At 63.4% G+C, this 22448-nt stretch carries 20 protein-coding genes; 13 read left to right on the top strand and 7 right to left on the bottom strand.

Annotated features, from left to right (window positions below; all coding sequences use genetic code 11):
• Window positions 1-8 precede the first annotated feature (8 nt).
• On the top strand, window positions 9-1676 hold the full coding sequence (locus AC07T0_RS26095; protein ID WP_495003892.1) for a bifunctional protein-serine/threonine kinase/phosphatase: 1668 nt from the start codon (window positions 9-11) through the stop codon (window positions 1674-1676).
• Between the two features lie 26 nt (window positions 1677-1702).
• Entirely contained in the window at window positions 1703-2461 is a 759-nt protein-coding gene (cobA, locus tag AC07T0_RS26090) for a uroporphyrinogen-III C-methyltransferase (RefSeq protein WP_495003891.1), read from the top strand.
• On the opposite strand, the gene AC07T0_RS26085 is transcribed toward cobA, so the two are convergent.
• Window positions 2422-3315 (bottom strand): AraC family transcriptional regulator, encoded by an 894-nt coding sequence (locus AC07T0_RS26085; protein ID WP_495003890.1) that lies wholly within the window; start codon window positions 3313-3315, stop codon window positions 2422-2424. The two genes, cobA and AC07T0_RS26085, sit on opposite strands and share 40 nt — an antisense overlap.
• A 179-nt stretch (window positions 3316-3494) precedes the next feature.
• Here AC07T0_RS26085 and AC07T0_RS26080 point away from each other — a divergent pair, with 179 nt between their 5' ends.
• Complete coding sequence (locus tag AC07T0_RS26080; RefSeq protein ID WP_495003889.1) at window positions 3495-4547, top strand: NAD(P)-dependent alcohol dehydrogenase; 1053 nt, start codon at window positions 3495-3497, stop codon at window positions 4545-4547.
• A gap of 92 nt (window positions 4548-4639) precedes the next feature.
• Window positions 4640-5290 (top strand): TetR family transcriptional regulator, encoded by a 651-nt coding sequence (locus tag AC07T0_RS26075; RefSeq protein WP_495003888.1) that lies wholly within the window; start codon window positions 4640-4642, stop codon window positions 5288-5290.
• Between the two features lie 137 nt (window positions 5291-5427).
• Here the strand turns inward: AC07T0_RS26075 and AC07T0_RS26070 are convergent, their stop codons facing one another.
• The 4 genes from AC07T0_RS26070 to AC07T0_RS26055 form a co-directional block, all read right to left on the bottom strand.
• Window positions 5428-9003: a molybdopterin cofactor-binding domain-containing protein gene (locus tag AC07T0_RS26070; RefSeq protein WP_495003887.1), complete on the bottom strand. Its 3576-nt coding sequence runs from the start codon at window positions 9001-9003 to the stop codon at window positions 5428-5430.
• A gap of 16 nt (window positions 9004-9019) precedes the next feature.
• Window positions 9020-9496 carry a (2Fe-2S)-binding protein gene (locus AC07T0_RS26065; RefSeq protein ID WP_495003886.1) on the bottom strand — a complete coding sequence of 159 codons (477 nt, stop codon included), beginning with the start codon at window positions 9494-9496 and terminating at the stop codon, window positions 9020-9022.
• Between the two features lie 418 nt (window positions 9497-9914).
• Window positions 9915-10355, bottom strand: a complete 441-nt coding sequence (locus AC07T0_RS26060) for a MarR family winged helix-turn-helix transcriptional regulator (RefSeq protein ID WP_495003899.1) — start codon at window positions 10353-10355, stop codon at window positions 9915-9917.
• A gap of 240 nt (window positions 10356-10595) precedes the next feature.
• On the bottom strand, window positions 10596-11648 hold the full coding sequence (locus tag AC07T0_RS26055) for a 2,5-dihydroxypyridine 5,6-dioxygenase (protein WP_495003885.1): 1053 nt from the start codon (window positions 11646-11648) through the stop codon (window positions 10596-10598).
• Between the two features lie 310 nt (window positions 11649-11958).
• Here AC07T0_RS26055 and AC07T0_RS26050 point away from each other — a divergent pair, with 310 nt between their 5' ends.
• The 6 genes from AC07T0_RS26050 to AC07T0_RS26025 all read left to right on the top strand — a co-directional run bounded on the left by AC07T0_RS26050 (window position 11959) and on the right by AC07T0_RS26025 (window position 18229).
• Complete coding sequence (locus AC07T0_RS26050; RefSeq protein WP_495003884.1) at window positions 11959-13107, top strand: FAD-dependent monooxygenase; 1149 nt, start codon at window positions 11959-11961, stop codon at window positions 13105-13107.
• Entirely contained in the window at window positions 13104-13910 is an 807-nt protein-coding gene (locus AC07T0_RS26045; RefSeq protein ID WP_495003883.1) for an alpha/beta fold hydrolase, read from the top strand. Before AC07T0_RS26050 ends, AC07T0_RS26045 begins: the two co-directional genes overlap by 4 nt.
• A 136-nt stretch (window positions 13911-14046) precedes the next feature.
• Complete coding sequence (locus AC07T0_RS26040) at window positions 14047-14799, top strand: maleate cis-trans isomerase family protein (protein WP_495003882.1); 753 nt, start codon at window positions 14047-14049, stop codon at window positions 14797-14799.
• 15 nt (window positions 14800-14814) lie between these two features.
• Complete coding sequence (locus AC07T0_RS26035) at window positions 14815-15447, top strand: N-carbamoylsarcosine amidohydrolase (protein WP_495003881.1); 633 nt, start codon at window positions 14815-14817, stop codon at window positions 15445-15447.
• A 300-nt stretch (window positions 15448-15747) separates the two neighbouring features.
• Window positions 15748-17058, top strand: a complete 1311-nt coding sequence (locus AC07T0_RS26030; RefSeq protein WP_495003880.1) for an MFS transporter — start codon at window positions 15748-15750, stop codon at window positions 17056-17058.
• Window positions 17059-17149: 91 nt separating this feature from the next.
• A complete protein-coding gene (locus tag AC07T0_RS26025) occupies window positions 17150-18229 on the top strand; it encodes a nucleoside hydrolase (protein WP_495003898.1) in 1080 nt (359 codons plus the stop codon).
• 136 nt (window positions 18230-18365) lie between these two features.
• On the opposite strand, the gene AC07T0_RS26020 is transcribed toward AC07T0_RS26025, so the two are convergent.
• A complete protein-coding gene (locus tag AC07T0_RS26020) occupies window positions 18366-18908 on the bottom strand; it encodes a cysteine hydrolase family protein (RefSeq protein WP_495003879.1) in 543 nt (180 codons plus the stop codon).
• Window positions 18909-18968: 60 nt separating this feature from the next.
• A complete protein-coding gene (locus AC07T0_RS26015) occupies window positions 18969-19514 on the bottom strand; it encodes a histidine phosphatase family protein (protein ID WP_495003878.1) in 546 nt (181 codons plus the stop codon).
• A gap of 164 nt (window positions 19515-19678) precedes the next feature.
• Here AC07T0_RS26015 and copC point away from each other — a divergent pair, with 164 nt between their 5' ends.
• The 3 genes from copC (at window position 19679) to AC07T0_RS26000 (ending at window position 22433) form a co-directional block, all read left to right on the top strand.
• Window positions 19679-20053, top strand: a complete 375-nt coding sequence (gene copC / locus AC07T0_RS26010) for a copper homeostasis periplasmic binding protein CopC (RefSeq protein ID WP_495003877.1) — start codon at window positions 19679-19681, stop codon at window positions 20051-20053.
• 4 nt (window positions 20054-20057) lie between these two features.
• The gene (gene copD / locus AC07T0_RS26005) at window positions 20058-20909 is read left to right on the top strand and encodes a copper homeostasis membrane protein CopD (protein WP_495003876.1); all 852 of its coding nucleotides are present in this window, start codon (window positions 20058-20060) and stop codon (window positions 20907-20909) included.
• Between the two features lie 153 nt (window positions 20910-21062).
• Complete coding sequence (locus AC07T0_RS26000; protein WP_495003875.1) at window positions 21063-22433, top strand: GntT/GntP/DsdX family permease; 1371 nt, start codon at window positions 21063-21065, stop codon at window positions 22431-22433.
• Window positions 22434-22448 lie beyond the last annotated feature (15 nt).

Below are 22448 nucleotides of genomic sequence, written 5' to 3'. Positions count from 1 at the left end.
TCAGGACCATGGGCTTGCAGCTCAGCTATGCCGAGGCCAGCGCCAGCGGGCCCCGGGAGCAGAACCAGGATGCCACGCGCCTGGTTATCCCGGTGCCCGCCCTGGCCGCCAGCAAGGGTTATCTGTTCGCCCTGGCCGACGGGGTCAGCCAGTGCGCCGACGGCGGCCTGGCCGCGCGCTCGACCTTGCAGGCCCTGGCGCTGGACTATTACGCCACGCCGCCGACCTGGGGCGTGTCGCAGGCCCTGGACCGGCTGCTGCTGGCGCAGAATCGCTGGTTGCATGCCAATGGCGGACAGTCACCGCTGCTGACCACCCTCAGTGCGCTGGTGCTGCGCGGGCGTTCATTCACCCTCGCGCATATCGGCGATTGCCGGGTCTATCGCTGGTTTGCCGGGCAGTTGCAACGTATCAGCGAGGATCACGTCTGGGGCCAGGCCGGCATGCAGCATGTGCTGAAACGCGCCCTGGGCCTGGAACAGCACCTGGTGGTCGACTACCTGGAAGGCGATCTGCGCCAGGACGAACAGTTCCTGATCCTCAGTGACGGAGTCTGGGCGACCCTCAGCGACGCGTCGATCGTCGAGATCCTGCAACGTGACCTGTCATTGGAAAACACCACCCAAGCCCTGGTCGAGGCCGCGCATCGATCTGGCAGCCAGGACAATGCCAGTGCCGTGCTGGTGCGCATCGATGAACTGGCCGACACCGAACTCGACGATCTGCTCGGGCGAGCCGAGCAATGGCCTCTGCCGCCGACCCTGAAGCCTGGGCAACTGTTCGAGGGCTGGCAGGTCGAGGGCCTGTTGAAACAGAGTCGCCAGTCCCTGCTGTACCGGGTCCACGATGCGCAGCAGCAAGCCTGGCTGTTGAAAACCCTGCCACCCCAACGCCAGGACGACACGGCGGCCGGCCAGAGTCTGTTGCTGGAAGAGTGGTTCCTGCGACGCATGACGGGGCGCCACTTCCCCGAAGTGCACCCCGCCGAGCAGCGCCAGCACCTGTATTACCTGATGCGCGAATACCCGGGGATGACCCTCGCCGAACACTTCAATGCGCAGGGCAACCTGGGGCTCAACCAGGGGCTGGAGCTGGCTTTTCGCCTGCTGCGCGCCGTGGGCCAGATGCACCGGCGCAATCTCCTGCACCGTGATATCAAGCCGGAAAACCTGCTGTTGGGTGTCGACGGCGAGCTACGGGTACTGGACTTCGGACTGGCCTACTGCCCCGGGCTGAGCCGTCAGCGCGATGCCGAGCTGCCGGGCACGCCCAGTTATATCGCCCCGGAAGCCTACGGCGGTGCGCCACCGAGTCCGGCGCAAGACCTCTATAGCGTCGGCGTCAGCCTGTATTACCTGCTGACCGGGCACTATCCCTATGGCGAAATCGAAGCGTTCCAACGCCCGCGGTTCGGCTCGCCGGTGCCGGCCAGTCGTTATCGTCCGGACCTGCCCGACTGGCTCGAACACAGCCTCGGCAAGGCCCTGGCCAGCGACCCGGCGCAGCGCTACGAAACCGCCGAGGAGTGGCTGCTGGCCCTGCAACAGGCCGAGCACCTGCCGGCACCACGCCCACGGCCCCTGCTGGAACGCGAACCGCTCAAGGTCTGGCGTGCCCTGGCCCTCGGCTCCCTGCTACTGAACCTGCTCCTGCTGGCCTGGCGTCTGCACGGCTGAAGCGAACACCTCCTGGAGAAATGAACATGCATGGCAAAGTCTGGTTGGTTGGCGCGGGCCCCGGTGACCCGGAACTCTTGACCCTGAAAGCGGCGCGGGTCCTGCGCGGCGCCCAAGTGGTGATGGTCGATGACCTGGTCAATCGCGCCGTGCTCGAACATTGTCCCGACGCCCGGGTGATTGCCGTGGGCAAGCGCGGCGGCTGTCGCTCGACGCCCCAGGCGTTTATCCATCGGCTGATGCTGCGTTATGCCCGCCAGGGTAAATCGGTGGTCCGCCTCAAGGGCGGCGACCCGTGCATCTTCGGCCGCGCCAGCGAAGAAGCCGACTGGCTGCAAGCCCGCGGGATCGAGGTCGAAGTGGTCAACGGCATCACCGCCGGCCTGGCCGGCGCCACCCATTTCGGCATCCCGCTGACCTTGCGCGGCGTGGCCCGTGGCGTGAGCTTCGTCACCGCTCATACCCAGGACGACAGCCCGCTGGACTGGACCGCCCTGGCGCAAAGCGGCACGACCCTGGTGGTCTACATGGGCGTGGCCAAGCTGGCGGAAATCCGCGCCAGCCTGATCGCCGCCGGACTCGCCGCCAGTACTCCGGTGGCGCTGATCGAGAACGCCTCGCTGCCGCAACAACGGGAATGCCGCAGCGACCTGGCGAACATGCACGAGGATGCCCTGGCGTTTGAACTCAAGAGCCCGGCGATCCTGGTGATCGGTGAGGTAGCCGCCAGCGCGTCAAGCCAGGCTCAAGCCGCCCGCTCGTCCCCGGGGCTGCGCTCGAAGTAGCGCTTGTACTCGCGACTGAACTGCGAAGAACTCTGGTAGCCGACCCGATGGGCGACCTGCGCCACGCCGAGGCCGTCGGCCAGCAACAACTTCTGCGCCTTGAGCAGGCGCAGACGCTTGAGGTACTGCACCGGCGACAGCAAGGTGACGCGCTTGAAATGCTCATGGAAGGTCGACAGGCTCATGTTCGCGCAACTGGCCAGGGTCTCGACGTTCAAGGGTTCGGTGTAGTGGCTGTGCAGATGGCTCAAGGACGCCGCCACCCGGGCAAAGTGCCCTTGCTGCTCCACCAGAGCCCGCAACACATCCGCCTGTGGGCCGCGCAAGGCGGCAAACAACAACTCACGTACCCGCGCCGGGCCCATGACGCGACACTCCAAAGGATCCTGCAGGCAACGCAGCAAACGTTCGACACAGCCGCGCAGAGTGTCGTCGAACACCACCGAGGTCATTGACTCCAGGGTCTGGGCCGCCGCCGGGCGGTCGTGGTTGATGCCCATGGCCAATACCAGCTCGCCAAGCATCGCCCGGTCGATGCCGACGGAAACCCCCAACAAGGGTTCGCCCGCGGAGCGGGCAAAGGTCTCGCACTCGAACGGCACCGGCAAGGCCTGGATCAGATAGTGCCCGGCGCCGTACTCCAGGGTTCGCGGCCCCAGGTACGCCAGCTTGCTGCCCTGGACGATGATCATCAGGCTCGGTTCGTAGATCTGCGGGCCACGGGCCACGTCGCAACTGGCCCGCAATACCTGCACGCCAGGCAGCCGGGTCGAGGCGAAGCCGTCGCGCGTGGCCAGGGACTCGATCAGCGCGACCAGGGGGGCATTGGCGTCCAGGTGACGGGTCAACTGCATGGCAAAAACTTCACGGAAAAAGGGATGAGAACATCTTCGCAGGTCCGGGGACACAGGCGAATGGCGAAAGCGCGATACCGGAGGAATAGGCAAGACACGCGGAGGAATCGCCATGGCCGTGGCCAGGTTCGACGCCGAGAATGCATCGCCTCAACCGTCACAGCTTTGCGAGGTTCCTCATGTACACCGCCATCGGTTATGCCGCCCAGTCGCCTACCACGCCCCTCGCCCCCATGTCCTTCCAGCGCCGCTCGCCGCGACCTGACGATGTCGCCATCGAGATCCTCTACTGCGGCGTCTGCCATTCCGATATCCACCAGGCCCGCAACGAGTGGGGCATTGCCGTCTACCCGTTGATGCCCGGCCATGAAATCGTCGGCAAGGTCAGCGCCGTCGGTGCCAGCGTCACCCGGCACAAGGTCGGCGATCTGGTGGGCGTCGGCTGCATGGTCGACTCCTGCCGTCACTGCGAAGCCTGCCACGCGGACCTGGAGCAATACTGCCTCGAAGGCCCGACCATGACCTATGCCACCCCGGATCGGGTCGATGGTAGCAACACCATGGGCGGTTACTCCGACAGCATCGTGGTCAGCGAGCACTTCGTCGTACGCATTCCGGAAAAACTCGACCTGGCCAGCGCCGCGCCGCTGCTCTGCGCCGGTATCACCACCTACTCGCCGCTCAAGCACTATGGCGTCAAGCCGGGCGACAAGGTCGGGGTTCTCGGCATGGGCGGCCTGGGTCATATGGGCATCAAGTTCGCCAAGGCCCTGGGCGCCGAAGTCACCCTGTTCACCCGTTCGGCGAGCAAGGCCGAGGAAGCTCGTCGCCAGGGCGCCGACCATGTGATCGTCTCCACCGACGCCGAACAGATGGCCGCGGCGGCGGGTCGCTTCAATTTCCTGCTGGACACCATCCCGGTGCAGCACGACCTCAACCCCTACCTCGACACCCTGGCCTTCGACGGCGTGCATATTCTGGTGGGCCTGATCGAACCGGTGGACCCGGCGCTGCATGCCGCCAAGCTGGTGATGAAGCGCCGGGTGCTGGCCGGTTCGCTGATCGGCGGCATTGCCGAAACCCAGGAAGTCCTGGATTTCTGCGCCGAGCACGGCATCAGCTGCGACATCGAGATGCTCGACATCCGCCAGATCAACGAGGCCTACAGCCGCATGATTGCCGGTGACGTGAAGTACCGTTTCGTGATCGACATGGCGACTCTCAAGGTCTGATCCCCGCCGCGCGCCACCCTGCCGGGTGGCGCGTCTGCCTTCGGGCAACGCCCCCATGCTATATTCGCGTCCCTTTCCGACCCACAGAAGGAATGCCGACGGTGAACAAGAAGACCGGCATCAGAGCCCAACAAGCCGACCAGACCCGTGCCCGGATCCTCAAGGCGGCGGTGACGGTGTTCACCCGCGATGGCTATTCCGGTGGCCGGGTCGAGAGCATTTCCCGTGAGGCCGAATCCAACGACCGCATGCTCTACTACTATTTCGGCAGCAAGGAACGCCTGTTTATCTGCGTGCTGGAACACACCTACGAGCAGTTCAACAAAGCTGAAAGCAAGCTCAAGCTGAACCTGGAAGAGCCCCTGCAAGCCTTGCAAGACATGGTGGCCTTCGTCTGGAACTACTACGTCAAGCACCCCGAATTCGTCGCCATCCTGAGCATCGAAAACCTGCACAAGGGCCAACATGCCCAGCAGTCGGGCGAACTGCGGCGCCTCTCCGGTGAAGCCGTGGGCGTGCTGCGACCGATCATCGAAGCGGGCCAGGCCAAGGGGATCTTTCGGCAGGACCTGGACCTCAAGCACGTGTACCTGATGATCGCCTCGCTCTGTTATTTCTATAATTCCAACCAGCACACCCTGAGTTCGTTCCTCGGTGAGCCGCTGGCGGAGAAACGCCAGCAGCAGGACTGGCTGGCGTTTATCAGTGATTTGGTGGTGCGTGGGGTGTTGCGCCTGCCGTAACTCTTGCGCCCGACGCAAAACCTGTAGGAGCTGGCTTGCCAGCGATGAGGCCATCAAGCCTCGCAGCGCTAATCCGGCCGCCATCGCTGGCAAGCCAGGCTCCTACAGGTTCGCGGTGTGGCAACGAACAGTGCCCATCAGTGGGTTCCGGGATTGGCCCGTACATGCGCCACGGTCTTTTCCAACCCCTGCCACGCCGGCGCCTCACCGGCAAACCGACTGCGCAGATACGCCGCCAACTCCGCCACCTGGGTATCGGAAAAACTGTCCTTGAACCCCGGCATATAACCCAGGTCCCGGGTTGCCGGATTCTGGATGCCCTGCAGGATCACCTTGAGCAGATTGTCCGGCACATCGCTGTGCACATTGCTGTTGGTCGCCAGCGACGGGCTGACCCCGAACAGCTTCGGCCCCAACCCATCGGCATGGCAGCCCTGGCAGGAACCTTCGAACAGGCGCTGGCCGTTGTTCAAAGACAACTTCACCTCGGGCACCCGGCGTTCCGCGGCAGCTACCGGCCGGGTCGCCTTCTCCACCACCCGCGCCTCGGCCTGCGCGCCATTGAGCGACGCCAGGTACACCGCCATCGCCCGCACATCGTCCTTCGGCAATTTCGCCAGCTCAGTGACCACCGGCCCCATCGGCCCCGTCGCCACACCATGGGCGTCGGAGTAACCGGTGCTCAGGTAGCTGAATAACTGATCCTCGGTCCACGGCGTCGGCGCCTTCGACAAGCCGTTCAACGCCGGCGCCTCCCAACCATCGACCATGGCCCCGGACAGAAACGCCGCCCCGCCCTTCTCCGCACCGAAGAGATTGCGCGGTGAATGACAGGCCGCGCAGTGCCCCAGGCCATTGACCAGGTAGGCGCCACGATTCCATTGCTCACTGCGCTGCGGCTGTACCTGGATTTCGCCCTGGCGCAGGAACAAGGCATTCCAGCCGGCCATCAACGGCCGCTGGTTGAACGGAAACCTCATCGCATTGGCCTTGGCCGGCTGGCTGACCGGCGTCTGCGACATCAGGTAGGCATACAGCGCCTGCATATCGGCATCGTTGATATTGCGGAACGCGGTATAGGGAAACGCCGGATACAGGTTACGCCCGTCACGGCCGATGCCATCACGCATCGCCCGCTCGAACGCCGGATAGGACCAACTGCCGATGCCGGTCTGCACATCCGGGGTGATATTGCTGCTGTACAAAGTGCCGAACGGTGTCTCCATCGCCAGCCCACCGGCATTGCTCGCACCACCCGGCGCCGTGTGGCACACCGCGCAATCGCCGACCGCCGCCAGCAAGCGCCCGCGCTCCAGTGTCGCCGTCGACCAGGTCCCGGCACTGGGCGGCGCGATGGGGGCGATTTCGCCATGCCAGGGCCAGGCCGTGGCAGCCATGCCGAGCAGTGCGCCAAAGGCCGCGAACAACGAACCGAACAACCATTTCGAACGTTTCTCCGGCGACTTCGGCGGATCCCCGGCAGTCCCGGCATTGAGCGCCTGCAACACCCGCTCCGGGGTAATCGGCAACTCGCGAAAACGAATCCCGGTGGCATCGAAGATCGCGTTGGCAATCGCCGCCGCGCTCGGCACCGAGGCCGACTCGCCGGCGCCCATGGGCGGTTCGCTCTGGCGCGGCATCATCAGCACATCGATCTGCGGCACCTCGGGAAAGGTCAGGATCGGATAACCGCCCCACTCCTTGCTCGACACCGTCGACTCCTCGAAGGTCACCCGCTCCTTGAGCACCCGGCTGGTGGACTGGATCACATTGCCGTGAATCTGGTGCCGCACCCCGTCGGGGTTGATCATCATCCCCGAGTCATGGCCGATCACCACCCGGGTCACCGAGACATCGCCGGTCTGTCGGTCCACCGCCACATCGGCGACCCAGGCCGCCCACGCCGCGCCGAAACCGGGAAACTTGCTGTGGATATAACGCGCATAGGCGAAACCGCGACCGCGCAACAGATGGTCGTCGCTGGGCGTTTGCATGGGCGCGGTGCGTGGAGTCCAGGCGGCCCGTTCGGCGGTGGACTTCACCAGGTCCACCGCCCGCGGGTCCGGCAGGTAACGCAGGCGATACTCCACCGGATCGACCCCGGCGGCAAAGGCCAGCTCGTCGATATAGGACTCATGGGCAAAGGTGTTGGGCAAGGCCGACACCCCGCGCATCCACGAGGCCCGGACAATCGGCGACATGTCGTTGATGCTGACCCGCATGTGTTCATAGGCGTAGGGTGGGATCGAGGTGCGGTCGCCCATTTCGAACATCGCCGCCACCGGTTCCACCCGGCCGGTCAGCAGCAAGGCCAGGGTCGGCGCGCCGTTGGACGGGTAGCTGGTCTGGAAATCGTAGGCGGCCACGCTGCCGTCGGCATTCAGGCCGCCATCGATGTCCATCAGTTGCGCCGTGCCCTTGGGCTCCCAGGCATGCTCCTGGTCGCGAGTCAGTTGCACCCGCACCGGCTTGCCCACCGCCCGGGACAGCAACAAGGCGTCGGCACAGACGTCATCGGCGCAGTTGCGACCGTAACAGCCTGAGGCCTCCATGCGGATGATCTCGATACGTTCTTCCGGATACTCCAGCAGCCAGGCCAGGTCAGCCCGCAGCAGGTGCGGATTCTGGCTGCCGGACCAGACCCGGATACCCTCCTCGTGATAATCCGCCAGGCCACAGGACGGTCCGATGGAGGCGTGCATCTGATAGGGCCAAAGATAAGTGCGCGGCATGCGTTGGCTGGCACCGGCAAGCGCCCCATCCACATCGCCCTGGTCCAGCACCGTGCGTTTGATCCGCGGGTTGTCGCGAATCGCCTGTTCGACATTGCTCAGGTCCGGCAACTTCTGCGTCCAGTCCTTCCAGCGCACCCGCAGTTCCCGGGCGGCCTTCGCCGCCTGCTCTTCACGCAGCGCGACCACCCCGATAAAGTCACGAATCACCACCACCGCGACGATCCCGGGGATATGCGCGATGGATGACTCATCGACTTCCAGCAGGCTGTTGCCGACAAAGTCGCCGCTGTCGAAACCGGCATAAGGTGGGCGCACGACCCGGCCATGGAGCATGTCTGGCACACGCATGTCATGGACATAGACCAGTTCGCCGGTGGCCTTGGCCGGAATATCCACCCGCGCCGTGCCCTTGCCCACCAGCCGATAGTCTTCGGCCGGCTTGAGCGGCGCATTGCCGCTGATGCGCAACTGGTCATGCTCGCCCGCCACCAGTTCGCTGTAACTCAAGGCCCGGCCATCTGCTGCCTTGACGATACCGTGCTCGACCCGCAGCGCCGCCACGTTCAGCGACCAGCGCCCGGCGGCCCGCGCCAGCAGGAAACGCCGGGCTTCGGCCGCGGCATTGCGCAACGGAATCGCAGAAATCTGCAGGGTCGCGCTGGCAATGGTCGCGCCCTGGTTCGGCGCCCGTTCGGTATCGCCGAGCACCATGCACACCTGCTCCAGCTCCAGGTCCAGCTCTTCGGCGACGATCTGCGCCAGCGAGGTGCGGATGCCGGTGCCCAGGTCCACATGGCCGTTGAAGGCATAGACCCGACCATCGTCATTGACCGCGATAAACAGTCCCAGCTCCTTGGGTTTTACCAAGGGCGTGCCGCCCTTGGCCACCGGTCCCGAGGGCGGCAGGATGTCATCGACGACCAACAGCACGCCGGTCTTGGCCAGCCATTGGTCGCGGGTTGGGATGGCGTCGCTCATGGTCGTCGATCCTGGTTCAAGGCAATGGACGGGCGGCACGCAGCACCGCGCGAAGGATTTCGATATGGGTGCCGCAGCGACAGAGATTGGCCGAGAGTTCCTGGCGGATCTGCGCTTCACTGGGGTGCGGGATGCGGTCGAGCAAGGCCTTGGCGGTCATGATCATGCCGTTCAGGCAATAGCCGCACTGGGCCGCCTGCTCGTCGATAAAGGCCTGTTGCACCGGGTGCGGCGCCTCGCGGCTGCCGAGGCCTTCGAGGGTGACGATCTGTCGACCCACGGCGCCGGCCAGGGGAAACACGCAGGAGCGCGCGGCCACGCCGTCGATGATCACCGTGCACGCCCCGCACTCCCCCAGGCCGCAGCCGTACTTGGGGCCGTTGAGCCGCAGGTCGTTGCGCAGCACCAGCAACAGCGGGGTGTCGGCCATGGCCGTGACCGAATGGCGTTGGCCGTTGACCTCAAGGGCTAGCGTGATTTCCTGCGTCGTCATGGCTTGCGCTCGCTTCATTTGATGAAGCAACTACTACATGAAAAGAGTATGGGTTGAGAACTATGTCTCCTGACGACACACTTTTTTCGATGAAGTGGTTACTACATGAAGAGAGAGCAAGAAGAGTGCCAGTTGGCCATTCGGGTGCTTGCGTCAGCCATTGGCGAAACGCAAAACCTGTAGGAGCCAGCTTGCTGGCGATAGCGATTTATCAGGCGACAGCGATGTCGACTATCAGATCCCATCGCCGGCAAGCCAGCTCCTACAAGAGCCCGCGCACCAACATGATTCGCGGTGAATACGCAGACCCTGTAGGAGCCAGCTTGCTGGCGATAGCGGTTTATCAGGCGACAAGGATGTCGACTATCAGATCGCATCGCCGGCAAGCCAGCTCCTACAAGAGTCCGTGCACAAGAAGTTATTCGTCGCGGTCGTCGATCATCTTGCGCAACAGGAACAGCACCGCAACCCGCTCGGCGGGATTGAGGTTGCTCATGGTCAGCTCGCTGATCTTCGCCGCGCAGGGTACGGTCTGCTGCACCAACCGGCTGCCGGCCTCGGACAAACCGACGATAACCTTGCGCCGGTCTTCCGGGTCCGGCTCCAGGCTGATCAGTTCACGCGCCCTCAGTCGCTCGACGATGCCACGAATGGTCGCCTGGTCCACGGCGGTGGCTTTGACCAGCTCGGTCAGCGAGCTGGGACCGTGATCGCGCACCGCGCACAAGGTCACGAACTGCACGGCGGTGAGCTGCGAATCGCCGACATTCTGCTGGAAGATCGCCATATGCCGCTGGTAGGCCTTGCGCAGCAGGTGGCCGACTTGTTCGGAAAACACATAAGGATTGGAATCAGGAATATCCGACACGGCGGGCTCGAAAAGGCGAGGGAGAATGGGCAGGCATGATGGACAGATTGTGGGAGGGACTCAAGTGTGGGGTTGTCTGACAGGGCCTCTTCGCGGGCAAGCTCCGCTCCCACAGTACCGCGTCATACCTATCAGTATCGGTAGACGCCAGAATTGTGGGAGCGGAGCTTGCCCGCGAAGAGGCCAGCAAGACCACCCGAAGCCTCACTGGCAAGCCCCCTCCCACCGGACTCAGCGGGCCCGCGACGCCTCTGGCGCCACCACATCACCGCCGATCACCACCGCCTGGTCATCCAGGTACACATCGCAATGACGCAACGGAATGTCCATATGACACGGCGTCTTGCGCGTCCCACCGACCTCGGTATTCGGCCCGGTGGAGAACAGGAAGTTGCCATAGAACGCCCGGGCATCCATGCACATGCCGTCGTTCTTGTCGTGCAACCCCATCGCGGTCCACTGCGCCCGGGGTTGCAGGCCCCAGCCGATATGGGAGATGCCGTACACCTCAGGGTCATTGAAATACTTCATGTAGTCGCGCAGGTACCCGGCCTCGAAACCACCGTGGATCGAGGTGATAAAGCCCTTCTCGATCTCCAGGGTGATCTTCTCCCGGGTGTAGGTCTTGAACGGCAGCAGGATATCGCCGACATCCAGCACCAGCACGCCCTCGGCGGTTTCCTCGTTCGGCCAGGAAAACAGGAAACCGCTCGGCCAATGGTCCCAACGTCCCGGTTCGTCGGCGAAACCGTACTCGGTCACCGACGGATACTGCCCCAGCGCCGCACGGAAATCGCTGCCCGCCCGGGAGGTCACATGGATCGAACGAGCCTTCTTCAACAGCGCTTCCGCCGCCAGCACCCGCACCTTATCCGCCTCGCTGGGGAGCATGCGTGCCAGCACTTCCGGCGGCTCCACCGCCAGCAGGATGCGCGTGCCGGTCTTGAGGATCTGCTCCTGTTCCGGTGAATGCAGCAGCATCATGGTGTCGACGATCAAATCCGCCGCTTCCAGCGCCCGCTGCGCGGCGATATTGCCGGTCAGCGCGGTGTCGCCACAGTAGGCGGTCATGTCGTTGCCCATGGCCGTCGGGTGGTTGAACGACGGCAACTCCACCGCGTACACCTTGGCCCCCAGGCGCTGCGCCGCCTCCATCGCCGAGCGCACGGTACGCGGGTCGGAGTAATGACTCTTGAGCACCGCGACACTCTGGGTCGAGTCGACTTTCGACAGTTTCAACACGTGCTCGAACATTTGCGTCAGTTCGCAATCACTTACCGGCATTTTCTTCTCTCCTCTTCGTTCGCGCTGCACCAAGTCGAGGCGCGACGCTTCAGCTTAGTGCGTATTTGTAGCGTATACGCCATTTAATATCGATAAGACCTGAATTAACGGCACTCTGCAAGCAGCAGACCAAAACGTTACAAACCCACACACAGCCAATAAAGTTTGGTTACTTAGCGTTACCCATGGCGAAACGCGGTGAAAATTTAATTTTTATAGAGGATCTTCTCTTTTGAAAAAAAGAGCGTATACACTTTAAAACCCGGTGGAAAAACCCGCCGCCCCACACTCGGAACGAGGAGCAAGCCCCATGGCAAGCACGCAAAAAATCGCCATCGTCGGCGCGGGCCTGGGTGGCGCCGCCGCCGCCACGCTGTTGCAACAAGCCGGATTCGACGTATCGATCTACGAGCAGGCCCCGGAGTTTTCCCGCCTGGGCGCCGGGATCCACATGGGTCCGAATATCATGAAGATCTTCCGGCGCATGGGCATCGAGCAGCAGCTCGACCAGATGGGCTCGCACCCCGATCACTGGTTCAGTCGCGATGGCATGAGCGGTGACTACCTGTCGCGCATTCCCCTGGGCGAATTCGCTCGCAAGGAATACGGCGCGTCCTACATCACCGTGCACCGTGGCGATCTGCATGCGTTGCAGATGTCGACGATCAAGCCCGGCACCCTGCACTTCAACAAGCGCCTGGAAAAGATCGAGGACTGCGGTGATCAGGTACGCCTGAACTTCACCGACGGCACCAGCGCCAGCGCCGATATCGTGATCGGGGCCGATGGCATCAACTCGAAGATCCGCGAGGAACTGCTGGGCCATGAAGCGCCGCTGTACAGCGGCTGGGTCGCCCACCGCGCACTGATCACCCGTGACAAGCTGGCCCGCTACGACCTCGATTTCGAGGACTGCATCAAGTGGTGGAGCGAGGACCGGCACATGATGGTCTACTACACCACCGGCAAGCGCGACGAGTACTACTATGTCACCGGCGTACCGCACCCGGAGCTGGACTTCGAGGGCCCGTTCGTCGACAGCAGCCGCGAAGAGATGTTCGAAGCCTTCCAGGGTTACCATCCCACCGTGCAGGCGCTGATCGAATCCACCGACAGCGTGACCAAATGGCCGTTGCGCAACCGCAATCCGCTGCCTCTGTGGAGCCGCGGTCGCCTGGTGCTGCTGGGCGATGCCTGTCACCCGATGAAACCGCACATGGCCCAGGGTGCCGGGATGGCCATCGAAGACGCCGCCATGCTCACTCGCTGCCTGCAGGAAACCGGCCTCGGCGACTACCGCACCGCCTTCGAGCTCTATGAAGCCAACCGCAAGGAACGCGCCTCGCGGGTCCAGGCGGTGTCCAACGCCAATACCTGGCTGCGCACCCAGGAAGATCCGGCCTGGGTCTACGGCTACGACCTTTACGCCCAGGTACTGAAATCAGGGGTGGCGGCGTGAGCACTTTCGTCCATGGCGGCAACGTCCAGGCCAACGGTATTCGCCAGCACTACCTGCGTTATGGCGGCCAGGGCCCGGCGCTGATCCTGATCCCCGGCATCACCAGCCCGGCGATCACCTGGGGCTTCGTTGCCGAACGCTTCGGCCGGCACTTCGACACCTATGTGCTGGACGTCCGCGGCCGCGGCCTGTCCGCAAGCGGTCCGGAGCTGGACTACAGCGCCGAGGCCTGTGCGAAGGATATCGCCGCCTTTGCCGCCGCCCTGGGCCTGGACAACTACCACCTGGTCGGCCATTCCATGGGTGCACGCTTCGCTGTGCGCAGTGCCGTGCTCAGCCCCGCCGGGGTCAAGAGCCTGGTGTTGATCGATCCGCCGGTGTCCGGTCCGGGTCGGCGCGAGTATCCGAGCAAGCTGCCCTGGTACGTCGACTCGATCCGCCAGGCGCTGATCGGCATGGACGCCGAGGCGATGCGCGCCTTCTGCGCCAGCTGGACCCCGGAGCAACTGCAACTGCGCGCCGAATGGCTGCACACCTGCTATGAGCCGGCCATCGTCAGGGCCTTCAACGACTTCCATACGGTGGACTTCCACCAGGATCTGCCCCAGCTCAGCGCCCCCACGCTGCTGTTGGTGGCCGGTCGCGGCGGCGTGATCCTGCCCGAGGACCAAGCCGAAATCCGTGAGCTGCAACCGAGCATCCGGATCGCCCACGTGGCCAATGCCGGCCACATGATTCCCTGGGATGACCTGGAAGGCTTCTTCACCGCCTTCGGCGACTTCCTCGGCGTCAGCCTGACCTGAACCTGTAGGAGCGAGCTTGCTCGCGATGGACGTTAACGATAACGCGGGGCACCTGATACCCAGTGGTGCCTGGACAACCATCGCGAGCAAGCTCGCTCCTACAGGGTAATGACCCGAACCTTATAAGGAGACCCGCATGATCAAGCCCTACCGTATCGGCCAGATCGTACCCAGCTCGAACACCACCATGGAGACCGAGATCCCGGCGATGCTCAACGCGCGCCAGGCGATCCGTCCGGAACGCTTCACCTTTCACTCTGCCCGCATGCGCATGAAGCAGGTGCGCAAGGAAGAACTGGCGGCCATGGACGGTGAATCCGACCGTTGCGCCGTCGAGCTGTCCGACGCCAAGGTCGATGTGCTCGGCTACGCCTGCCTGGTGGCGATCATGGCCATGGGCCTGGGCTATCACCGCCAGTCCGAGGCCCGGCTGCGCAAGGCCACCGCCGACAATGACGGCAACGCCCCGGTGATCACCAGCGCCGGCGCCCTGATCGAAGGCTTGAAAGTCATGGGCGCCAAGCGCATCGCGATTGTCGCGCCGTATATGAAACCGCTGACCGAGCTGGTGGTGAACTACATCCGCGAAGAAGGTTTCGAGGTGGTGGACTGGCGCGCCCTGGAGATCCCCGACAACCTCGAAGTGGCCCGTCACGACCCGGACAACCTGCCAGGCATCGTCGCCGGCATGAACCTGGAAGGCGTCGATGTGATCGTGCTCTCGGCCTGCGTGCAGATGCAGTCGCTGCCGGCAGTCGCCAAGGTCGAGGCGCAGACCGGCAAACCGGTGCTGACCGCCGCCATCGCCACCACCTACGCGATGCTCAAGGCCCTGGACCTGGAGCCGATCGTGCCCGGTGCCGGCGCCCTGCTCTCCGGCGCGTACTGATCGAGGAATCTCGCCATGAGCGAACAAAGCGCCAATGACAATTACCAGGGCGTCTGGGGCCAGCGGATCGGCTTCGGCCACAAGCCGGCCCTGCTGATGATCGACTTCATGCAAGGCTACACCACCGAAGGCGCGCCGCTATTTGCCCCCGGGGTGGTCAGCGCCGTGGCCGAAAGCGTCGAGTTGTTGGATTGTGCCCGTCGTCATGGAGTTACGGTGGTGCACACCAATATTCGCTACCATCCGGGGCATTTCGCCGATGGTGGCATCTGGGTGCGCAAGGCACCGGTGATGAAGGACATGGTCGAGGGCAATCCGCTCGCGGCCTTCTGCGCAGCGGTGCTGCCGCTACCTTCGGAAGTAGTGATCAGCAAGCAATACGCCAGCGCGTTTTTCGGTACCAGCCTGGCCTCGCAGTTGCACGCCCAAGGCATCGACACCGTGGTGCTGGCCGGTTGTTCCACCAGTGGCTGCATCCGCGCGACAGCGGTGGATGCCGTCCAGCATGGTTTCCGGACCATCGTGGTACGTGAATGCGTGGGTGACCGCCATCCGGCGCCCCATGAAGCGAATCTGTTCGACATCGACAGCAAGTACGGCGATGTCGTCAGCAAACAGGAAGCGATAGAGAAGTTCAAGGAGCAATAAGGTTTTACGAAGAACCGCGCCATAGAGCGTGGTCTTGAAAAACTGAGAGCCCACTTTGGAATACGGCTTGTTGAACACAGCCGATCAACTGTGGGAGCTGGCTTGCCTGCGATAGCGGAGTGTCAGACGACAGCAATGTTTCTGAACGACCGCCATCGCTGGCAAGCCAGCTCCCACATTGAAAAACCAGTGCAGCTCCCAGTCTTCTGACACTGCCTTTGGAAGCCGCCTTTACTGCGCTCCAGAGTGCTGGAAAAAGCGGCTGTATAAAAACCATAAGTCACCGCCAGGAGACAACCAATGCCCATTGCGAATGCGACAACCGCGACTACGGTCGCCGACCCGACTCAAGCGCTTTACCACAAGATCACCTGGAAACTGATCCCGTTCCTGTGCTTCTGCTATCTGGCCGCGTACCTCGACCGGATCAATATCGGCTTCGCCAAACTGCAGATGCTCGACCAGTTGCACTTCAGTGAAACCGCCTTCGGCCTCGGGGCCGGGCTGTTCTTCGTCGGCTATATCCTCTTCGAAGTACCGAGCAACCTGGTGCTGGAAAAGGTCGGGGCGAAAATCTGGATCGCGCGGATCATGATCACCTGGGGCCTGCTCTCGGCCTGCACCATGCTGGTGACCTCCACCACCCAGTTCTACATCCTGCGTTTCCTCCTCGGCGCCGCCGAGGCCGGGTTCCTGCCGGGCGTGCTGTTCTACCTGACCACCTGGTTTCCGACCCATCGGCGCGGGCGGATCATCGCCCTGTTCATGATCGGCCTGCCGCTCTCCAGCGTCATCGGCGGACCACTGTCGGGCTGGGTCATGGGCCACTTCGACCAGGTCAACGGACTGCGCGGCTGGCAATGGCTGTTCCTGATCGAAGCCGTGCCCAGCGTGTTGCTCGGCCTCCTGACCTTCCGGGTGTTGCCGAACCACTTCCAGCAGGCCAAATGGCTCAACGAAGAGGAAAAAGCCGTACTGGAAAGTGAACTGTTGAGCGACGAGGCCAGCAGCCCCGAGAGCAAGCAGCATTTCCGCGACGGTTTCTTCAACCTCAAGGTCTGGATGCTCGGCGGTATCGATTTCTCGATCCTGCTCAGCGCCTATGCCATGGGCTTCTGGATGCCGACCTTCATCCGCAACGCGGGGATCACCGACACCTTTCATATCGGTGTGCTCACCGCCCTGCCGAGTGTCGCTGCACTGCTCGGCATGCTGCTGATCGGCGCCAGTTCCGACAAGCACCGCGAACGCCGCTGGCACATCATCGTGCCGTTTTTCATCGGCGCCGCCGCCATGGCCACCAGCACCTTCTTCACCCATAACGTGGTGGCGACGGTGGCCCTGTTCGCCATTGCCTCGGCGGCGATCATCGGCGCGGTACCGGTGTTCTTCAGCCTGCCGGCGACCTTCCTCAAGGGCACCGCGGCGGCCACCGGCTTTGCCCTGGCCTGCTCGCTGGCGAACATCGCCGGGCTGGTCAGCAACTCGCTGATGGGCGTGGCCATCGACCTCACCGGCAGCAGTGCCGGAGCCCTCTGGTTCTTCGCCGGTTGCCTGATCCTCAGCAGCTTCCTGGTGATCGCCTTGCCGGCCAAGCTGGTCAATCGTTAAGTAGGCCACTGACCTGCCGATGGCGTTTCCAGGCATCGGCAGGCAGGCTGGATTAGCGCAATACAACAACCACTCATTGGGGCATATCACCATGCAACGCTTTCTCAAGGGCTGCGCGCTGGCGCTGGCTGTCGGTCTGTCGGCCGGCTCGCTGCAAGCAGCCGAAAAAGTCATCATCGACACCGATTTCAACGTCCTCAACGACGACGGCCAGGCCTTTATCATGCTGGCGCAGTTGCACGCGCAGAAGAAGATCGACCTGCTGGGCATGACCCTGGTCAGCGGCAATGCCTGGGTCGACCAGGAACAGGTCGACGCGCTCAAGGCCGTGGAGCGCATGGGGGTGGAAAAGGAAATTGGCGTCTACTCCGGCGCGGCCTATCCGCTGCTGCATGACTTCGCCACTTATCCACAGGAGCAGGCGCTGTTCGGCGCAGGCTGGCCGGGGGCGTTCAAGAACCCGCGGCCGACCTCGGCGACACAATTGATCGCACCGCCCGATGGCCTGGCAACGCATACCAAACTGCGCAGCGAAACCGCGCCGCAGTTCATTATCGACAGCGTGCGCAAGAATCCCCATGAGGTGACCCTGCTGGCCATCGGTCCGCTGACCAACCTGGCTCTGGCGATCCGCCAGGCGCCGGACATCGTGCCGCTGATCAAGCGCATCGTGTACATGGGCGGTGCCATCGAGATCCCCGGCAACACCACGCCGGCGGCGGAGTTCAACTGGTGGTTCGATCCCGAGGCGGCGAGGATCGTCCTGCGCTCGCCGATCGAACACGTGATCTTCCCCAACGATGTCTGTGAGAAAGTCACCTTCGATGCCTCGGTCTACCAGCGGGTGATTGCGGCCAAGGGGGCGGTGCCGGAGCTGTACAAGAGCGTGTTCGGACCGCAATTCGCCAAGGACCCGGGCTATCACAGCTTTACCTGGGACAGCCTGCCGGCGTTGTTCCTCGCGGAGCCGGAAATCGTCACCGAATCGCGCGATATGTGGATCGATGTCGACACCCATTTCGGCCCGGACTACGGTCGCGCGCTGGGCTACAAGAAGAACCCGCCGGTGGGGACGCAGAAAGCCAGGATCGTGTTCGCGGTGGACCAGAAGAAATTCTGGAACGACTACGTGTCGCTGGTAACCTTGCCGACGCCGGTGAAAAAGCCCTGAGGCCAGCGCTGTCGGATAGGCCGCTATCGCCGGCAAGCCGGCTCCCACAGAAGAGCAACCGTGAACGCTCCATTGGAGTAGACACAGATCTCTGTGGGAGCTGCTTTGCCAGCGATGACCGCGTAGCGGTCGCCATTCAGAACCGCACGTCAGCCGTGTTCAACACCTGCACAAACGCCCCGTTCAAGGTCGCGTTGTGATGTTCGACAATCGCCCGGGCCGATAGCCCGGGCGTATCCATGCAGGTATGGGCATCGCCCACCAGGAGCGCCTCGAACCCCAGATCCCGCGCCAAGCGGCTCGTGCTATCGACGCAATACTGAGTCTTCATCCCGACGATCACCAAGCGCCCAATACCGGCATCATCCAGTTGCTCGGCCAACCCGGTATTGAAGAAACAACTGGGGCGCGTCTTGTCGAGCAAACGATCCACCGCAGGATCAACCTGAAGTTCCGGCACCAGTTGCCACAGGGCACTGCCCGGCGCAATCGGCGAGCCTTCAGGCCCGTTATGCCTGACCGCGAAAATCGGCGCATTGGCCTGCCGCGCCCTGCCAATCAATTGATTGATATTCTCCAGCACCCGCTGCCCTTCCCAGGGCTGGTCGGGAGCGTGGAACAGACCGACCTGCATATCGATGATCAACAAAGCCGAACGCTGTGCATTGTCTGCTTGCATGGGGTGTTTCTCCTTCCGTGTGATACCCACAAGAGTACCGCAAGCAAAAGTCCCCTTCTCTCAAATCCGCAACCGCCAGTGCCCGTTACGACGCAGGTCAACCACGGATAAAGGCTCGATATCGATCGCGTTGAAGGAAGCGGGGCCGGCCCCCAGGGCATGCAGCAGTGCCGCGCGCATCACAAAGGGATGGGTCACCACGATAAAATGCCCCTCCTCGCGAAAGCCCTCGAGCCAGGCCCCGACCCGGGCACACAACGCCGCCACCGACTCGCCCGCCGGCGGGGCCTGCGTCGGGTCCGAGGTCCAGGCCGCGAGCAAGTCGGGCTCGCTCTCAAGCAAGTCGGTCAGCGCAACACCCTGCCATTCGCCAAAATCCAGATCGCCCAGTTCCGGGACGATTTCGATCTCGCCACCCAAGGCCTCGGCGGTCTGCCAGGCGCGGGTTTCCGGGGCACTGAGGATACGCACCGGTTTTTTCAGACGCGCCGCTAGTTCAGCGGCCTTGAGCAAGCCCTTGGGCTCCACCGGCTCGTCCAGCGGGAAACGCCCCAGGCGCTGGGCCTCGGTGCGGGCATGACAAACAAAGCTCAAACGCGTCGGCATAAGGGTGTGTTCCGAAAGGCAGTCCGTGTCGTGGCTCAACATACCGGGAAGTCACTCGACCCGTATTGCAAGTATCGCTCACGCGAACCCAGGCTCAAATGCGACGTTCGGCTGCAGAGCGAGCTAGTATAGTCAGCTCACTTCATTCCACGAGGAACCGCTCGATGCCTGCTGCCCTGCTCAAGAAAACCCTCGGCGCCCTGCTCCTGCTGGCCGGCCTGGCCGGGGCGAACGCCGCCTTCGCCCATGCCCACCTGAAAAGCGAAACCCCGGCCAAGGACGCCACCGTCAGCGCCCCGGCCGAATTGCGCCTGGTGTTCAGCGAAGGGGTCGAAGCGGCCTTGAGCAAGGTCGAAGTCAGCAGCGCCGAGAAGAACGTCATACTGAAAAGCATCGCCACCGATCCGGCCGACAAGAAAACCCTGATCGTCACCCCGGCCGCACCGCTCCCGGCCGGCGAGTACAAGGTTGTGTGGCACGCGGTGTCGGTCGATACCCACAAGAGCGAAGGCAACTACAGCTTCAAGGTGGGCAACTGAGTCTATGCAAAACGCCATGGTCCTGTGCCGCTTCCTGCATTTCGCCGTGGTGTTGTCATTGTTCGGGGCCTGCCTGTTCAGACCCTGGCTGATCGGCAGCGCAGCCCGACCGGCACTGGATCAACGGCTGCTCCGGATCAAGCGCTGGCTGGCGCTGCTGGGCTTGCTCAGCGCCGGGGGTTGGCTGCTGCTGACCACCGCCGATATGACCGGCGACTGGGCCGACGCCCTGAATCCCGCCACCCTGCAGTTGGTTCTGGGCAAGACCTTTTTCGGTCAGGTCTGGAGCTGGCATCTGGGCTTGTGCCTGCTGCTGTTGCTCAGCCTGCTGGCCAACGCCCGCCCGGCCGTCAACCTGCTGCTCGGTTTCCTGCTGCTGGCAACCCTTGCCCCGGTCGGCCACGGCGCCATGCTCGACGGCCTCGACGGGCGCTTGCTGATGCTCAACCAGTTCATCCACCTGAGCGGCGTCGGTGCCTGGGTCGGTGGCCTGATGTTGCTCGCCCTGATGTTGAACCAGCCAGCGGAACATGACATCAAGCAGGTCCTGGGACGGTTCGGCAGCCTCGGCTACCTGATGGTCGCGGTGATTATCGTCACCGGCCTGATCAATGTGCGTGTGCTCACTGGCGCCATCTGGCCGACGCCACTGTTCAGCGGCTTCGCCCTGATCCTGCTGATCAAGGTGCTGATGGTCACGCTGATGCTGGGACTGGCGCTGTTCAACCGGGTGATGAGTCCTCGCGGACGTTTCAGCATCCTGCGCACCAGTGTGGCGGTCGAATGGCTGCTCGGGCTGGGGGCGATTCTCGCGGTATCGCTGTTGGGCACGCTACCGCCGATGCTGATGGACTGAACCCACCCGGGCATGGCCATCGAACAACGTAAAGCCGTCCGAACTTTCATACCCCTGTTCGCAAAAAAACCTGTCTCATCTAATCATCTATATGAATCCATCAGGTATATTCCCTCCAACCGCGTAACAAAATAATACAAGAAGGGGTTCCCGTTGGATCTTTCACATGCCGCGTGGCTTGCCCACGACACCCGCCTGATCGTCTGCTGCCTGCTGGCAATCGCCACCATCATCGTGCTGATCAGCCTGACCAAACTGCCCCCTTTCCTGTCCATCCTGATCGGCACCTTCGTCGCCGGGATCGGCGCCTCGTTGCCGCCAGAAGAAGTGGCCAAGGCCTTCAGCAAGGGCGCCGGCAGCCTGCTCGGCGAAGCCGGGATCATCATTTCCCTGGGTGCCATGCTCGGCGCGTTGATGGCCGAGTCCGGGGCCGCCGACCGTATCGCCTCGACCCTCTTGCGCCATGCGCGGGGCAAGGCCCTGCCCTGGGTCATAGCAATGGTCGCGATGATCATCGGCCTGCCGCTGTTCTTCGAAGTCGGCCTGGTGCTGATGGTGCCGATCATCTTCGTGATCGCCCGCCAATCCGGCCAGCCGCTGCTCAAGGTGGCGATCCCGGCCCTGGCCGGCATGACCACCCTGCACGCACTGATGCCGCCCCATCCGGGCCCGCTGATCGCGGTCAGTGCCTTGCACGCCGACCTTGGCATGACCATGTTGCTGGGCTTTTGCATCGCCGTTCCGGCGGTGATCCTCGCCGGCCCGCTCTACGGGATCTGGCTGTCCAAGCGCATGGATGTGAAGGAGCCGGCCGAACTCGGCGCCCTGTTCACCGCCAAGGTCCAGACCCGGCGCCAACCGAGCTTCGCCATCTCGCTGCTGATCATCCTGCTGCCGGTGCTGCTGATGCTCGGCAGCACCCTGGCCAAGGTCGCCATGGCGCCGCAAAGCAACTTCGCCATCACCCTGAAGTTCCTCGGCGAGCCCTTGGTCGCCCTGGGCATCGCGGTAATCGCGGCGGTGATCTGCCTGGGCTGGTCCATCGGCATGGCCCGCGACCAGGTCGGCAGCGTGCTGCGCAAGAGCCTTGGGCCGATTGCCATGCTGCTGCTGACCATCGGCGCCGGCGGCGGCCTGAAACAGACCCTGCTGGAAGCCGGCATCAGCGACACCATCAGCAAAGTCGCCACTGGCGCCAACATGTCCTACATCCTGCTGGCCTGGCTGATTGCCGTGGCGCTGCGCCAGGCCACCGGTTCGGCTACCGTGGCAACCACCACCACGGCGGGTATTCTCGCGCCGCTGATGGCCGGCCTGGCGAGCACCCAGAGCTCGCTGGTGGCCCTGGCGATCGGCGCCGGCTCGGTGTTCTTCTGCCACGTCAACGACGCCGGCTTCTGGATGGTCCGCGAGTACTTCGGCTTGCAGCTCAAGCAGACAATCTGGGTCTGGTCGGTGTTGCAGACCATTGTTTCAGTGGTTGGCCTGATCGGCACGCTGTTACTGTGGCAGTGGTTCCAGTAACCCATTGCGACGAGT

The sequence above is a fragment of the Pseudomonas sp. GW821-FHT04D07 genome, assembly GCF_059420225.1.
This window is presented reverse-complemented; position numbering and strand designations above follow the sequence as displayed.